Below are 14,741 nucleotides of genomic sequence, written 5' to 3' on the forward strand. Positions count from 1 at the left end.
GCGTTCATCTTTCCAGGTGGGAATGGCCCCGTCTATACCGGCAGCTCACCGCCGAGGCCGCTGAGGCCCGTCGATGCCCGGCAGCGGGCTCTCATTCGTCAGTCCACGCCGACGCCGATCCTCCAGGTACCTTTGGTAGTCCGCTTCGCGTTCGGCGGCGGTCATCTGCGGCGTGGCCTTGTCGATGACATTGCGCAGCATCGAAAGCACCGTCAGCGCCGCCAGCCCGAACAGCGACACAGCCACCCAGATCATCGTGGTGAGCAGGCTCGGCGGATTGTCGAAGACCCTCACACCGGCGAAGAGGATGAGGAAGACGAATCCGAGGTACGGCAGCAGGAGCCACAGCGCGACCTTATAGCCGCCGATCATCATCGGCATCATCATGCTGGTGCTCCAGGCCATTCCCCCGATGAAGAAGAGCAGGATGAGGAAGCAGCTCGCAGGATCGGTGTTGAGTTCCGCCGCAACCGTTCCGGGAACGGCCCGCTCGCCGAGGAAGAACGGCCAGACCAACGCCACCAGAGTGACGATCACGGCGGAGGCGACCACGCTGAGAAGGATCAGCGGGATGAGACCGTCACGCCGGAACCCGTCGTCTGAGCGTTTGTACTCCGTGAACAGGAACGGGAAGAGAAAGGCCATCCCGCCCGCACAGACCCCCATCCATACCGCGTCGGCCTCGATGACCTGGAAGTTCTGCTGCAGCATCAGACCCGTCGAGGCGAGCCAGATGAGGAAGGTGAAGAACAGTGCCCCGAACAACGAGATCCCGAGGACGCGCAGGAAGTCGCGCGTCCATGTCGGGACCGGCTCCACCTCATGCAACGGAAGCGGTCCTGGTGGAGGCGGTCCGGCTGGTTTCTCGCTCATGATTTCATCGTCGCACAAGCACGGGCGACCGATGCCGGTATCGATGTTTCAGATCCGCCATCGCGGAACTCAACCGGTCAGACACCGTCCGACAAGCCGCGCCCTCAGTCCGGTTTCCGGAACACCGACGGCAGCTTCTTCTTCACTCGACGACCGGTGTCCCGGTACGACCATTGCCGCATCGGCTGCGGCACCCGCCACTGCAGCTTCCAGGCGAGCATGCGGAAACCGAAGGCAGCGGCCGCGATGACCAGGGAGGCGATGGCACCCAACAGCCCGGTCACCTCGGCGATGATCGTCAGTCCCGAACCGAACAGGGCGGGGATGAGGTAGAGGTCGGTGCCGCGGAAGATCGCCGGATCCTCACTGGCCACGGCGTCGCGCATGAGCCCGCCGCCGCACGCGGTCAGCGCCCCCATGAGCAGCGCCGCCGGATAGTTCGTCCCCGCCGAGAGCGCGATCGTCGTCCCGGTGACGCTGAAGAGGCCGAGACCCATCGCGTCGAAGGCGACGATCCAGATCCGTGCCCGGGAGATGTGGGATCCGATGATGTAGATGAGCAGGGTCGCGATCACCGGCGGAGCGAGGTAGATGGGTTGGCCGATGGCGTTGGGCACCCGGTCGAGGAGCACATCGCGGATCATTCCGCCGCCGATTCCCGTCATCGTGCCCAGCACCAGTCCGCCCGTGATGTCGAAATCGCGGCGGGCGGCCAGCAGCACTCCGGAGACCGCGAAGACGAACGTGCCGGTGAGGTCGAGCGCGAGGAACAGGAAGTCCTGCAGGTCCATCTCCACCTCGGCTCCTCTCATCGATCCGTGCCCGGCCCGGTGCCGAACGTGCTACCAGCCACTGTAATCCGCCGTTGGGCCCCCTGGACCTTTCTTCCCCGCCGAGGTGGCCGCGGAGTCCGACCGGCAACGCCCGAGTGCCGACTGAAGAGGCCCCGACTTCGCAGCCGGGGCCTGCTTTCGCCGAAGTGGGTGGAGAGTTCAGCTGAGCTGGAAGTTGTCCGGGTTCTTGTACGGTTCGATCTCGACGACCGGGGTGCCCTTGCCCATGAGCAGTTTGGAGATGGGGCAGCGAGCGTGGGCGCGGGCAGCGTACTTCTCGGCGTCGGTGTCCGAGACCCCTTCGATGGAGATGAACGCCTTCGGGGCGAAGTAGAAGCCGTTGCCGGAGGGTTCATTGTGCAGCTCGACCTCGACGCGCACGCGTGAGAGCGCCTCGATCTCATTGACCGCGAGGACGACCTTGAGCGTCTCGCCGAGGCAGGTCGACCAGGCCATGGCGAGGAACTGTTCCGGGTTGTTGCCTTCTTCGACCCGTGAGGTCGGGGCGGTGGGCAGGGTCTGGCCGTCTTCGACGCGCACCTCGCCCGAGGTGCCGCCGAGGTTCTCGACCTTCGCGGTGTAGATCGGCGCACTCGGGCTCTTCGGCTCATCCGCATCTCCGGTCGGAGCCTGCGGCTGGGCGTATCCGGGGTTCTCAGTCATTGCACCATGCTACGACAGGCGCGCAACAAGGTCACTGACGATTCAGTGAATGGTCAGTAACGAAAGCGCACAGACCCATCCACCGCGCCCGCGGCTCCGAATGATCACTATGAATCGGACAACCCGTGCAACCCACCGTTTCCGCGGCGCCGTGGCAGGCATCGTCGCCACCGTCATGATGTTCGGTCTCGCGGACCTCATCGCGCGTGCCTTCACCCCGAGTGCGGCACCCCTGCTCACCCTCGGTCAGGCGATCATCCCCCTGGCTCCCCCGGCAGCGATCAAACCCGTCATCGCCCTCTTCGGCGACAACGACAAGCTCGTCCTCGTCCTCTCCACCGGGCTCGGTGCGATCGTCCTCGCCGGTCTCATCGGAGCCCTGGCCGCCTCCCGCCGCCGTCTGGCCACGACGCTGCTGATCGTCGCCGGGCTCGTCCCGGTCATCGTCATCATCATCCGCCCCGAGGCGGGTGCCCTCGACCTCGTCCCCGCGCTCATCGGCTTCGCGGTCGGCATCACGGGCTTCATCCTGCTGCTGCGTCTCGGCCTACCGACATCCCCCGCCGAGGCGGCCGACCGTGCCGATGTCACGCGCGGTTCGCGGACGTCGGATACCTTGAGCCGCCGCCGTTTCTTCGGCCTGGCCGGAGCCGTCGGGGCCATCGGGGCCGTCAGCATCGCCGCTGGTCAGACCATCGTCTCACTCACACAGGACGCCGGCGCCGCAGTGGCCAAGCTGGTCCTGCCCACCCCCGCGAAGAAGGCGGCCGCGATCCCCGCGGCCGCGAGCACCGACCTCGACGGCACTGTCCCCTTCGTCACCGAGGCCAAGGACTTCTACCGCATCGACACCGTGCTCTCACCACCGGTCATCGACCCGCAGCAGTGGTCCCTGCGCATCCACGGCATGGTCGAGAACGAAGTCACCCTGACGATGGACGAGCTCCTCGATCTGCCGCTCGAAGAACACCACATCACGCTCACCTGCGTGTCCAACCCCGTCGGCGGGGAACTCGTCGGCAACGCGACCTGGCTCGGCTATCCGGTGCGCGAACTCCTCGCCCGAGCCCGCCCGAGCGCTGATGCCGATATGGTCCTCTCCCATTCCTTCGACGGATTCACCGCCTCGACTCCCCTCGGTGCGCTGACCGATGACCGCGCCGCCCTGCTGGCGGTGGGAATGAACGGCGAACCGCTCACCCCGATCCACGGTTTCCCCGCCCGCCTCGTCGTTCCCGGGCTCTACGGTTTCGTCTCCGCAACGAAATGGGTGACCGAACTCGAGGTCACTCGCTTCGATGAGAAGACCGCCTATTGGACCGACCGTGGGTGGGATGCGAAGGCGCCCATCCTCGTCGCCTCCCGCATCGAGGTGCCGGGGCCCTTGGCCAAGGTTCCGGCCGGAGACATCCAGGTCGGCGGCACCGCCTGGGCGCAGCATTCAGGGGTCGACCGTGTCGAGGTCAAGCTCGACGACGGTGACTGGACGCAGGCGGATCTGGCCGCGGAGGTCACGATCGACACCTGGCGGCAGTGGCGGGCCGAATTCGCCGAGGTGGCTGCGGGCTCCCATACCCTCACCGTGCGTGCCACGGACAAGGACGGCACGGTGCAGACTTCGAAACGTCGGGAGTCGATCCCGAACTCGGCCACCGGGCACCACCACATCCAGTTCCGCGTCGAATGACCCCGCAGCCGCCTCGGCGAAGAAATTCTCATATTTCTTCCCCATCCACCCATCCGAACCCGAAACCGCACCGAATACCCAGTACACAGCGAGCAATGGAGACCACTTCACAGCTGTGGGATCATCCGCATCACTGTTTCCAAGGAGAAGAACAATGAAGACTCTGCTTCGCACACGCACCGCCACCATCCTCTCGGCCGGCGCCATCGGCCTGTTGGCCCTCAGCGGCTGCGGAATGGATTCAGGATCCGGCAGCGACGACTCCGGCTCGGAATCGGGCAGCTCCGAATCCCAGCCCGCTGACTCGAGCGAGTCCGAGATGCCCGACGAGTCCGGCGACTCCTCCATGGCCGATGCCGACCTCGTCGGCAAGGGCTGCTCGGCCTACGCCGAGGCGAACCCGGACGGGGCCGGATCCGTCGAAGGCATGGGCCAGGACCCGGTGGCCACTGCCGCGTCGAACAATCCGATGCTGACGACCCTGACGAAGGCGGTCTCGGGCGAACTCAACCCTGATGTCGACCTCGTCGACACCCTCAACGGTGACGAGTTCACGGTCATCGCCCCGGTCGACGACGCCTTCGCCGATGTGCCCAAGGACGACCTCGACGCCCTGGCCAAGGACTCGGACCAGCTGACGAAGGTCCTGACCTACCACGTCATCCCCGGTCAGCTCTCCCCCGATGAGATCGCCGGTGAGCACGAGACCGTCGAAGGTTCGAAGGTGACCGTGACCGGTGAGGGCGAGGACATGAAGTTCGACGATGCCGGACTGGTCTGCGGCGGAGTCAAGACCGCCAACGCCACGGTCTACATGGTCGACGCCGTGATGATGCCGGAGAAGTGACCGGAACCTCCACAGTGAGAGAGCATCACAATGCAGCGGCCGGGAATCGATCAGCAGCACCAGGATCGGCTCCCGGCCGCCTTCGCTTCCTCGACGGTTCAAGCGGCTTCGCACGAACGCCGGCTGACCGTCTCGGCAGCGCACGGCCCGACCGCTGCGCGCACCTCGTTCGACTCGCTCACCTGGGAAAGGTGTGATCGGTTTCTGCATGCATGGCATGATTGGGCAATGAGCTCTGATCACCAGCCGGCGGAAACCGCCGATCCCGGCGGAGCCCTGCTGATCCGCATCGCCGGGGGCGACCGGTCGGCATTCGAAGAGCTGTTCACCACGCACTCCCGCATCCTCATGGCCGTGATCGTCCGGATCGTCAAGAGCCGAACGCTCGCCGAGGAGGTCCTCCAAGACTGCTTCACCGAGGTGTGGACGCGGTGTTCGGGATTCGACCCGACCCGAGGGACCGGCAGAGCATGGCTGGTCACCCTGTGTCGCAGACGCGCCATCGACTGCGTGCGCAGTGTTCAGTCCCAGCAGGACCGTGACCTCGCCGACGGACTGCGCACCTCCACCGAGGCGGTGGAAGGAGTCGAGCAGACCGTGATCGACCGGGCGGAATCGGATCGCACGGTCTCCGCGTTGAAGATCCTCCCCGAAGATCAGAGCAGGCCCATCGTCATGGCCTTCTACCAGGGTCTGACCCATGCTCAGATCTCAGAGGATCTCCAGGTGCCGCTGGGTACCATCAAGTCACGGATCAGAGACGGAATGAAGAAGCTGCGAGAAGAGTTGGAGGCAAGCCGATGAGCGCAGATCGTGACTATCTGGCTGCCGGGCTGGCCCTCGGCGGGCTCAGCGACTCAGAACTCGCCGAGGCTCAGGCGCTGGCCGAGTCCGACGCCGAATTCCGTGCCGAAGTCGCCGCGTATGCCGACGTCATGGCCGACGCGGCCGAATCCGATGAACCGGTCGATGTCAGCTCGGCGACTCGAGAGGCGATTCTGTCGATCCCCGAGAACCACGCCCAGGAGCCGGCACAGGAACCGGCTCCCGAGACGTCGTCAGCCGCCGAGGCGAAGGCCCCACCGGCCGGTGAGACCTCGGCTCCGCCCATCGCCGCTGATGCCTCCAACGATCCTCAGCCGGCACCGACGTCGCTGAGCGACCATCGAGAGGCACGCAGGCCCGACCCCCGCGCTGAAGGCGCAGGAGATCCACAGCCTCGCCGCATCTCCTGGTTGCCGTGGGTCGCGGCCGCGGCCGCGATCGTTGTCGCCGCCGGTCTCGGCGGGACCCTCTGGCAGCAGCAACAGCGGCAGAACGCTCTGGAAGAGGAGCTGGCAGCGACTCAGCAGCAGTTGGATGATTCTGCCCGTCTCATGGAGGCCAGTGATCTGCGTACGCACACCGAGAAGCTGCCCGAGGGCGGCTCTGTCACTGTTCTCTCTTCCAAGAGCGAGCAGCTCATCCGCCTCAGCCCCAAAGACATCGGACAGCCACCGGCCGGAAAGTCGATGCAGATGTGGGTCATCGGTGCCGACGGCCCGGAAAACGCCGGCCTGATGGCGGATGAGCCGGTGACCATCACCGGCGAAAAGTTCACCGACGGCAGCGTCTTCGGTATCACCGTCGAACCCGAGGGCGGTTCGAAGCAGCCGACCACGGATCCGATCGTCGCCATCGACCTGTAGGGCCGCGAGGAGTAGGCTTCGTCGCACCGGCGAAGGAGCTGATATGTCCGATTTCGAGTGGGACCCGGAGACCTACCTGGCGCTCATGGCCGAAGAGATCCCCGACTACCCGCGCCTGCAGACCGAGGTGGCCGCTGCGGCAGCCACCGGAGCACCTGCGTCGATCCTCGATCTGGGCATCGGCAGCGGGCTGACCGCACAGCGCGTCCTCGAGGCACTCCCGGAGGCCGAGCTGCTCGGCATCGACGCGAGTTCCGAGATGCTTGCAGCCGCCGAAGCGACCCTCAACCCCGAACGCACCGAGCTGCGGATGGGTCGCCTCGAAGATCCACTGCCTGAGGGGCCGTTCGACCTGGTCATGTCGACTCTCGCCGTCCATCACCTCTCCGGCTCCGGCAAGGCCGACCTCTTCGTCCGCATCGCCGCGGTGCTCGAGCCCGGTGGGAGGTTCGTCCTCGGAGACCTCGTCGTGCCCGCCGATCCGGCGGACGTCGTCACTCCGATCGACTGGATCGATGACACTCCCAGTTCCCTCGATGAGCAGCTGACCTGGCTCGCCGAGGCGGGACTGGCCGCCCACGTGCACTGGCAGCACCGTGATCTGGCAGTCGTCGTCGCAGAGAAACAGCGCTGATATCGTCGGCTCCCCTCCTCCACCAGTGGTGGGAAGACTGCATCGCGAATTCCCCACTGCGGCGGATACCGGCAGGCCACGGCACTGTCTAAGCTGGAAGGATGACGGAGGACAGAACGAGCGAACCACGGACCTCGGCACGCCTGTCGGCCGCGGCTCGCAAGCCGAACCGTTCCGACTTCTGGCTCGTTGCCGCCCTTACCGTCGGCTCGCTCATCTTCGCCATCCTCTATGAAGGCAGCGGGTTCTGGGAATTCAAGGCCCCTCTGTGGGTCGTCTGCATCCTCTCCGTCGTTGTCACCGTGCCCCTGGTGTGGCGTCGTCGGTTCCCGAATTTCATCGCATGGTTCATCACCACGCTCTACGTCACCGCGCAGATCCTGCAGATGATGGAACCCGGCGTCTCTCAGATCGTCCTCTTCACATCGATCTATGCGATCGGCGCGTTTCGCTACAGTCAACGTGCCGCGTTCATTTCACGCTGTCTGCTGTGCCTGGCCATCCTCATCTATGTCATCGTCTCGGCGGCCCTGCAGTTCCAGGATCTCGGCGACCTGACTTTCGTCCAGTTCGCCGCGGCTACCGGGGTGACTTTCCTGATCAACACGGTCTTCTTCGGTGGAGCGTGGCTCTTCGGCAACCGGGCGTGGAAGCAGCGGCGACTGCTAGAGGAACTCCGTGCGGCCAACGAAGAGGTCCGTGAACAGGAGCAGCAGCTGACTCGGCAGGCTCTCGACCTCGAACGCGTCCGCATCGCGCGGGAACTCCACGATGGAGTCGCCCACCATATCGCCGGGGTCGGAATCCACGCCGCTGCCGCACGCCGCAGCCTTGAGAAGAACCCCGCCAAGGCCAAGGAATCGCTCCAGGTCATAGAATCCTCGACTCGCGAGACCGTCGACGAACTCCGAGCCCTCGTCTATACGCTGCGCGAAACGGACTCGTCGACCGACGTCACCGCCGCCACGGACGGCACAGCCGCGACCGGCGGCCAAACGGCTGAAAAGCTGGCTGACGCCGCTACAGCGGCATCGACGAAAGGCAACCCCAGCCTCGGCGACCTTCCGGAACTCATCGAATCGGCCCGACGATTCGACCAAACCGTCGAGTACGCAACGATCGGGGACCCTCGCCCGCTCACTCCGATCACCGAGATGTCGATCTACCGGGTCATCCAGGAATCCCTGACCAACTGTTCTCGTTACGCGGGCGTCGGCGCCGAGGTGGATGTGCGGCTGCGCTACGGCAGCACCGATCTCGAGGTGGAGGTCAGCGATTCGCGCCCGTCACGAGGTTCGGTCACGTCCGGTTCCACTGAGACCCGGGCCGAGGTCAAGGGACTAGCAAAGAGCGAAGGATTGGGACTGGGCATCGTCGGCATGAGGGAACGCATGACAGCTCTCGGCGGAAGCCTCGAAGCCGGCCCGAAGTCCCGCGGTGGATGGATCGTGCGCGCCCGCATCCCCTATCCGCGCAGCACCGAAGATCACTTGTCCTCTGATACTCCAGCAAAGGCAGCCACATGATCCGAGTCCTCCTCGTCGATGACCAGTCGATGGTCCGCACCGGCTTCCGCACGATCCTCGAATCGGAGGACGGCATCACGGTCGTCGGTGAGGCCGAGAACGGGCAGATCGCCATCGATCAGGCGCTCGAGTTGTCGCCGGATGTCATCTGTATGGATGTGCAGATGCCGGTCCTGGACGGGCTCGAAGCGACAGAGGAGATCGTCCGCCGCGGCGCTGCCGGAGCCGTGCTCATGCTCACCACCTTCGACCGCGACGACTTCCTGTTCCGGGCTCTCGCCGCTGGCGCCAGCGGATTCCTCCTCAAGACCGCCGAGGCCGAACAGCTCGTCGACGCGGTCACCGCCCTGGCCGCCGGAGACGGTCTACTCTCCCCCGAGGTCACCCGCCGGGTCATCGAACGGTCCGTGTCGACCCCGGAGCCGGCGGCACCGAGCGCCCCTGAACTCGAGCACCTCACCGACCGTGAACTCGAGGTGCTGCGGCTCGTAGCTACGGGGGCCAGCAATTCCGAGATCGCAGGGAAGCTCTTCGTCGGTGAAGCGACCGTGAAGACTCACGTGTCGAATCTGCTGTCGAAGCTCGGCATCCGCGATCGCATCCATGCCGTGATCTGGGCGTATGAAAACGGGGTCGCAAAGGTCGGCGGCTGAGCGCCGAGCGGGCGTCGGCCCGATCCCGACCAGCTGCCTCGGTGAGAGGATCGACAGTCTCGGGGAGGGTGCCGACGGTCAGAAAGCGGACGCAGGATTTGAGAAATCGACAACGGGAGTGATATAAGTCTCAGTGAAATAGCGAAATACTATTCATCCCTCCCCACCGACCCCACCCACCACATTCACGGTCGCCCCGGCGAACGGCATCACGGGCCTCCTCACGGCCGCTCCGCTTCGCAGACCGGAAAGGCTGCGTCTCCATGCACAGTGTGGACGGCTTCGTGCCCGTCGATCCCGCCTACGACCGACTCGTACGCCGGGCCCCGACACGCAGTCGCGAGTCAGCGCAGATCCTCAGCTTCCTCGATTCCGGGCAGTCCGTCCTCGTGGTCTGTCTCCCCGGGGACGGAGCCTTGGACTTCGCCCGCTTCCTCGCAGCCGCGCTCGGTCGACCCGAGCAGACCCTGTTGCGGGTGAGTGCCCACACCACCGCCGAGGAGGTCGCCGAGTTCGTCGACGACGCCGCGCTGAGCGGAGGCCCTCGGATCATGAGCGGAGCACACCTGCTGACTTCCGAAGCCAACATCCTCATCGACCAGGCACTGCACGAGAAACGGGTGCCCGTCGCCTACCTTGTCGATGGTGATCAGCTGCGCCTGGTCCATCAGGGCGACGACAGTGTGCTCAAGCAGATCGCCGAAAGTTGGAGCGCCGGGGAGATCGGACGCGTCGACCTGGCTCCGCTCACGGGCCGCGAGTCCATGGCGCTCGTGGCAGGCCTGTCCCCGATGACGCCGCTCGATGATCTTCAGCTGCGCACCCTGGCGGCGCTGTGCGGCGGGAGGCCGTTGGTCGCGGCAGATCTCGTCGCCTGGGCGGAGGAGGATCCCGATCGGGTGCCCCGTCACTACCCGCATGCCAGTTTCGGGGCTCCATTCTTCGGTACACGCGTGCTCTCGCGCCTCGCTCCGCTGTATCCGCGGATGCGGGAAACCACACTCATCGCTGCCCGCCGCCTCGGTGATCTCAGCCCCATGCCCACTCGAACGGCCAAACAGCTCTTCGGAGAATCGGTCATCTCCCGACTCATCGACCTGCGTCTGGCCCGAGAGTTCGAGGTCAGTGGCCAGCTGTCCGTGGCTGTCTCGCCGCTGCACGTCGGCGCCATGGCCAACCAGCTCATCGGTGAGCCCGATGCCGCAGATGAGGAGAAGTTCGCGCGTCGTCTCACGAATCTGCGGAAGGCGGGCTATCCCATCGGCGAGACCGCAGAGATCAGTCTGGCTCGCGACATCATCAACGGGGGTCGCGAGATCATCAACGGGGGTCGCGAGATCGATTCCTCTGAGGCCGCACTTCTGCTGACGGCTGCACGCGTCCTCAACCGCCTCGGCGATCCGATGGAGGCGATGATCATGCTCCACGTGGTCGAGGACGCAGCGAAAGACGATGCTCTGATGCTGCTCGAATGGGAGCTGCAGTCGATCACGGCACGACTTCTCAATGGCGACCGGGCAGGAGCGATCGACCTCATCCGCGCCGGCACCGAGCATGGTCCGCTGGGCTGCGATCGGGAGGCGGTTCTGCTCGAGCTGTTATTCACATCGGCCGCGGCGATGGCAGGTGAGCCCGAATTGCCCCAATGGTGGACGGATCACCTGCGGGATAAAGTCGACCCACTCATCCCAGGCATCGCGAACCTCGTGACTTCGTTTGCCGGGAGCGGGATGACCCGAGTCGACGATGCGCGGGCGGTCGCGGACTCCCCGCAGTCGTCAGATGCCCTGCGCTTCGCCGCATACGCGGCTCTGTGCCAGTACTATCTCAAAACCGACAATGCCGATGCGCTCCGCGCCGCCGCCAAAGAAGGCTACGAACTCTGCGTCAAACTCACGACCGTCCGTCCCGGGGAACCGGTCGGCTTCACCTACACCATGGCCTGGTACTTCATGGTCGGAGCGACGGTGAATTGCCTCCTGGCCGGGATCGAACCTCAACGGTCGGAGTTCATCACTCACAAACTCCTGGAAGCCGCCAGTGCAGCCTCCACGCACAGCGGCTGGCAGCTGGATGCGACAGCGTCATGGTGCATCGGCGTCCAGCGTCTGCTCGATGGGGAGACCGATTTGGCAGCTCGGGACTACGAGGCGTTCGCAGCGTCGGTCACTCCTGCACTGCTCGCCGTCGGTTGGGGACTGCGCGACACCCTCGGACGGTGGCAGCGCAGCAACGCCCCTTACTATCGCGCCGCGTCGAACGAGGCCTCGACTCCGGCGCGGGGCTATCGCTTCCACGACGGGCTGGCCGCCTTCTTGTTGGGCCCCGGGGCGAAGAATCCCGGACCGATGCCTGCATGGATGCATACCATGTTCGCTCATGCGCGCGTCCTCGACGGCACCATCACCGCCGCCGAGGCGTGTGCGAGCCTTCCGGACGAAGCCGCTGACCTGAATCTGCCCGGGCCGCGTGCCGCGCGGCGGCATCTCGATGCCTCGGCCGCTGGGGACGCCGAGGCGCTCCTGGCCGCCGGTCTGGAACTGCGGTCCGTCGGCTACCGGGGTGCTGCCCGCCACGCCTTCGCCGAGTCTAGGGCTCTGTTCCTCGCTCAACGTCTCAGTTCCCGCGCACGCGTGGCCGGCGAAGCACTCGATGCGCTGCGTCAGCGCGCAGCTACGCCTCCGGAACATCCGCAGCCACGTGAAGACACCGCGATCTCCGATGCTGCGGCTCCGGCCGTCACCCTGACTGAACGGGAGCTCGAGGTGTGCCGACTCGTCGCCGAGGGACTGACGAATGTGCAAATCAGTCAACGTCTGATCCTGTCGGTGCGCACTGTCGAGTCACATGTGCTGCAGGCTCGAGCGAAGCTCGGTGCCGAACGTCGCCGGGACATCCCGAAGCTCATGCTCGCACTTCGCGATACCGGCAGACTCAGTGCCGTGGGCCGGACGGGGGCTTAGCCGTCTTCGTGAACTGAGCTGCCGCCTCGGCGGGGATATCGGTCACCGGCTTCCCACCTTTCGGTCGCACGGGTCGACCTGACCACCAGACGTAGATTCCGGCGGCCACGAGGCCTGCGGCCATGATGACGATCCACCAGGGGAACCCGGGCAGATCGGATTCCGCGAGCCCTGATTCCTGGTCGGCGGCGGGGGTCGGGTAGACACGTTCCGCGGTGACGAGGATCCGCTGGGAGTTGATGCCCAGGGGCGTGCACGTGACGAGGGTGACGAGGTCACGGTCGGAGATCGTGCCCAGGGATTCGGTCTCATCGGGGTCGACGACCTGAGTCCTGATGACCTGGTAGCTGAGCACCTGCCCGAAGGTCGTGAGCGTGAATCGGTCGCCCTTGCCAACCTTGTCGAGGTTCGTGAACATCGTCGCCTCGGCGAGTCCCCGGTGGCCGGTGATGACCGAATGGGTGCCTTCTCCGCCCACGGGCAGGCTGGTGCCTTCAAGGTGACCGAGTCCTTTGAGCAGGGTCGCGTCGTCGGTGCCGTGGTAGACGGGCAGGTCGACGTCGATGGAGGGAATCCGCAGCCGGGTCATCACTCCGGGTCCGCCGTCAACGAGCACATCCTCATACGCCGGAGCACCAGCGGCCGAGATGCCTTTCCCGGACGGCAGACGGTGGTTCGATTCCAGCTGCGCACCCGATTCGAGCGCCTCGTTGTACTTGTGGGCGAGCGCGATCTGCCGGGCGTTCTCAGCCTTGTCACCTTCGGTCACCCCAGCTGCGTTGTCGACGATCTTCGACTGGTCGAGCTGGGAGAACCACGCCGCCGCACTCGGGTAGATCCAGATGCCCAGACCGGTCAGGGCGATGAGCGCGATGACGAGGGAGAGAACAGGCACGCGCCAGCGGCGCCCGTCGGTGGACGGACGCCGCGTGGACGTGCCCGGCACGGCAATCTGGGTGGACTGCCTGCCGACAGGTGAATGGGTCACACCTGGTTCTTGCGGCGGTTGGCTGCGACGATGCCTGCACCACCGGCGATGAGCATGAGGCCGATTCCGGCGATCATCGCGAGCAGTTTGCCGTCAGCACCGGTCAGCGGCAGGTCGGGGTGACCCTGCTGGGTGTTGGCGAATTCGTACTTGACTGCGGCAGCGGTCTCGCCGGCCTTCACGGTGACTTCATTGATGCTCTCGTCGAGGATGTAACCGGTCGGAGCCTTCGTCTCCTTGACCCAGTACTTCTTCTCGGTGACATCGTTGTTGCCGACCCACAGGGTGATCGAAACAGTGCCGTCAGCTGCGGTCGTCACCGAGGCGACCTTGTTCTGTCCGTCCTTGTCGGAGAAGATGTCGAACTCGGCACCAGCCAGGGTGCGCGCTTTGTCGCCGGCGACGTGCTTGATGATCTGCAGCGAGCCCCAGTTGGTGCTCACGGCCGGGGTTTCGACGGACGAGTCGTTGGTGTTGACCAGCGCGGTGTTTTCGATGGTGCCGTCGCCCTGCGAGGTGACCTTCGTCGTGACGGTTGCAACGACCTTCTGCCCGGTCTCGAGCTTGCCGATGCCGGCTGCGGTGAAGTTGATGGTGATCTTCTGACCAGCTTCATCGATCGTGTAGTCGGTGCCTGCGGTGAAGCCGGCAACCTTGGCTGAGACGAAGCTCAGACGTGGGTCGAGCTGGTCGACGATCGAGAACTTCTTGATGCCGTTGTTCGCAGCCGGAATCGGTGCGGTGATCGTCCAGTCGACGGTCTCACCGAGGACGGGCGCCGAGGGGTTCGAGACCTCCTTGGTCGGTTCCGTGTTGTTCACCGAGTTCTTCGGGTAGACGTTGACGTCGTAAAGCCACTTGCCGTTCGACTGTGCAAACGGCAGGGTGACGAGGAACGGGTCGGTCGTCGACGTCGCGTTCGTCGGAGCCTTGGTCTCTTCCACGAGGTAGAGGCCCAGCGGCAGTCCGCCGAAGGTCGCAAGTCCGCCGTTCGCGGTGGTCTTCGAAACACCGTTGCCCAGCGAGAATCCTCCGCCCTTGACATCGGAGGCCTTGAGACCGCTGATGAGGTCCCAGCCTTCGGGGGTCTTGAGGTCGATGGTCTGGCCGTCCTTGGCCGTGACCTGCTTGACCGTGAACTCAGCACCGTCGAGTGGCTTGCCGAGGTTCGAGGTGTCGGTCTTCACCGATCCGTCACCGCCGTCGGTGCCATAGGCACCGTCGTACTTGTGGACGATGATCGAGCCGGTCTTTCCGGTGTCGATGTTGCCCACGTTGCTGTCGGCCTGCGCCGTGCCGGCCAGGCCGAGCACGCTCAGCGAGGCGATCGCGGCCACCGCGGTCAGACGCCGCAGAAGACCCATTTTCTTAACTTTCATTGTTTCC

Annotated in this window: 13 protein-coding genes; 8 read left to right on the forward strand and 5 right to left on the reverse strand. The window is 65.3% G+C overall.

Annotated elements, in window-relative coordinates; all coding sequences use genetic code 11:
• Positions 1–45: 45 nt before the first annotated feature.
• The 3 genes from CXR29_RS16570 to CXR29_RS16580 all read right to left on the reverse strand — a co-directional run bounded on the left by CXR29_RS16570 (position 46) and on the right by CXR29_RS16580 (position 2,369).
• Entirely contained in the window at positions 46–873 is an 828-nt protein-coding gene (locus CXR29_RS16570; protein WP_127365127.1) for a hypothetical protein, read from the reverse strand.
• Between the two features lie 104 nt (positions 874–977).
• The gene (locus tag CXR29_RS16575; RefSeq protein ID WP_127365386.1) at positions 978–1,664 is read right to left on the reverse strand and encodes a trimeric intracellular cation channel family protein; all 687 of its coding nucleotides are present in this window, start codon (positions 1,662–1,664) and stop codon (positions 978–980) included.
• Between the two features lie 201 nt (positions 1,665–1,865).
• Entirely contained in the window at positions 1,866–2,369 is a 504-nt protein-coding gene (locus CXR29_RS16580; RefSeq protein ID WP_101554448.1) for an OsmC family protein, read from the reverse strand.
• A 109-nt stretch (positions 2,370–2,478) separates the two neighbouring features.
• On the opposite strand from CXR29_RS16580, the gene CXR29_RS16585 reads away from it, so the two are divergent.
• The 8 genes from CXR29_RS16585 (at position 2,479) to CXR29_RS16620 (ending at position 12,367) form a co-directional block, all read left to right on the forward strand.
• A complete protein-coding gene (locus CXR29_RS16585; RefSeq protein WP_127365128.1) occupies positions 2,479–4,056 on the forward strand; it encodes a molybdopterin-dependent oxidoreductase in 1,578 nt (525 codons plus the stop codon).
• A 154-nt stretch (positions 4,057–4,210) separates the two neighbouring features.
• Positions 4,211–4,903 (forward strand): fasciclin domain-containing protein, encoded by a 693-nt coding sequence (locus tag CXR29_RS16590; RefSeq protein WP_127365129.1) that lies wholly within the window; start codon positions 4,211–4,213, stop codon positions 4,901–4,903.
• Between the two features lie 228 nt (positions 4,904–5,131).
• Entirely contained in the window at positions 5,132–5,707 is a 576-nt protein-coding gene (locus tag CXR29_RS16595) for a sigma-70 family RNA polymerase sigma factor (RefSeq protein WP_127365130.1), read from the forward strand.
• A complete protein-coding gene (locus tag CXR29_RS16600) occupies positions 5,704–6,591 on the forward strand; it encodes an anti-sigma factor (RefSeq protein WP_127365131.1) in 888 nt (295 codons plus the stop codon). The genes CXR29_RS16595 and CXR29_RS16600 overlap by 4 nt, the downstream gene beginning before the upstream one ends.
• A gap of 43 nt (positions 6,592–6,634) precedes the next feature.
• Complete coding sequence (locus CXR29_RS16605; RefSeq protein ID WP_127365132.1) at positions 6,635–7,225, forward strand: class I SAM-dependent methyltransferase; 591 nt, start codon at positions 6,635–6,637, stop codon at positions 7,223–7,225.
• Between the two features lie 101 nt (positions 7,226–7,326).
• Positions 7,327–8,751 (forward strand): sensor histidine kinase, encoded by a 1,425-nt coding sequence (locus CXR29_RS16610; protein WP_127365133.1) that lies wholly within the window; start codon positions 7,327–7,329, stop codon positions 8,749–8,751.
• A complete protein-coding gene (locus CXR29_RS16615; RefSeq protein ID WP_127365134.1) occupies positions 8,748–9,404 on the forward strand; it encodes a response regulator in 657 nt (218 codons plus the stop codon). Before CXR29_RS16610 ends, CXR29_RS16615 begins: the two co-directional genes overlap by 4 nt.
• A gap of 263 nt (positions 9,405–9,667) precedes the next feature.
• Positions 9,668–12,367, forward strand: a complete 2,700-nt coding sequence (locus CXR29_RS16620) for a helix-turn-helix transcriptional regulator (RefSeq protein WP_127365135.1) — start codon at positions 9,668–9,670, stop codon at positions 12,365–12,367.
• On the opposite strand, the gene CXR29_RS16625 is transcribed toward CXR29_RS16620, so the two are convergent.
• Positions 12,339–13,355, reverse strand: a complete 1,017-nt coding sequence (locus tag CXR29_RS16625; protein ID WP_101554924.1) for a class C sortase — start codon at positions 13,353–13,355, stop codon at positions 12,339–12,341. The two genes, CXR29_RS16620 and CXR29_RS16625, sit on opposite strands and share 29 nt — an antisense overlap.
• The gene (locus tag CXR29_RS16630; protein WP_127365136.1) at positions 13,352–14,734 is read right to left on the reverse strand and encodes a SpaH/EbpB family LPXTG-anchored major pilin; all 1,383 of its coding nucleotides are present in this window, start codon (positions 14,732–14,734) and stop codon (positions 13,352–13,354) included. Before CXR29_RS16630 ends, CXR29_RS16625 begins: the two co-directional genes overlap by 4 nt.
• Between the last annotated feature and the right edge of the window lie 7 nt (positions 14,735–14,741).

The sequence above is a fragment of the Brevibacterium linens genome (assembly GCF_003999335.1).
GTDB classification, from domain to species: Bacteria; Actinomycetota; Actinomycetes; order Actinomycetales; family Brevibacteriaceae; genus Brevibacterium; species Brevibacterium linens.